At 47.4% G+C, this 268-nt stretch carries 1 protein-coding gene; it reads right to left on the bottom strand.

Annotated elements, in window-relative coordinates; all coding sequences use genetic code 11:
• Positions 1-268: T7SS effector LXG polymorphic toxin (locus CHH91_RS18560; RefSeq protein ID WP_217973778.1), on the bottom strand; the 268-nt coding region annotated here is incomplete at both ends.

The following is a 268-nucleotide window of genomic DNA, read 5'->3' as shown; positions in this document are numbered from 1 at the left end:
AGATCACTCACCGATTCGTATGCGCTGTTAATGATGTTCGCCGAGTCTCTCGTATAGTTGATGACGCGGTTCAAATCCATCTTCACTTCATTCAGAAACTCTGTCCGGACAAGCGTATTGGCATCGCCGTCATAGGAAAGCAAGTTGTCTTTCACCGTCTCAAGCTGGCTAATATGCGTTTCGATAAACTGTTGGAAGAATAATAGTACAGGCAAGTGCAGCGTTGTGAAGTAGTCTTTGATCGCTGCGCCTCCCTCTCCTTGGAGGG

The organism is Virgibacillus sp. 7505 (genome assembly GCF_002272135.1).
Taxonomy (GTDB): Bacteria; Bacillota; Bacilli; order Bacillales; family Amphibacillaceae; genus Terribacillus.
The sequence above is the reverse complement of the archived record's forward strand: the minus strand, read 5'-3'. Positions and strand labels throughout refer to the sequence as shown.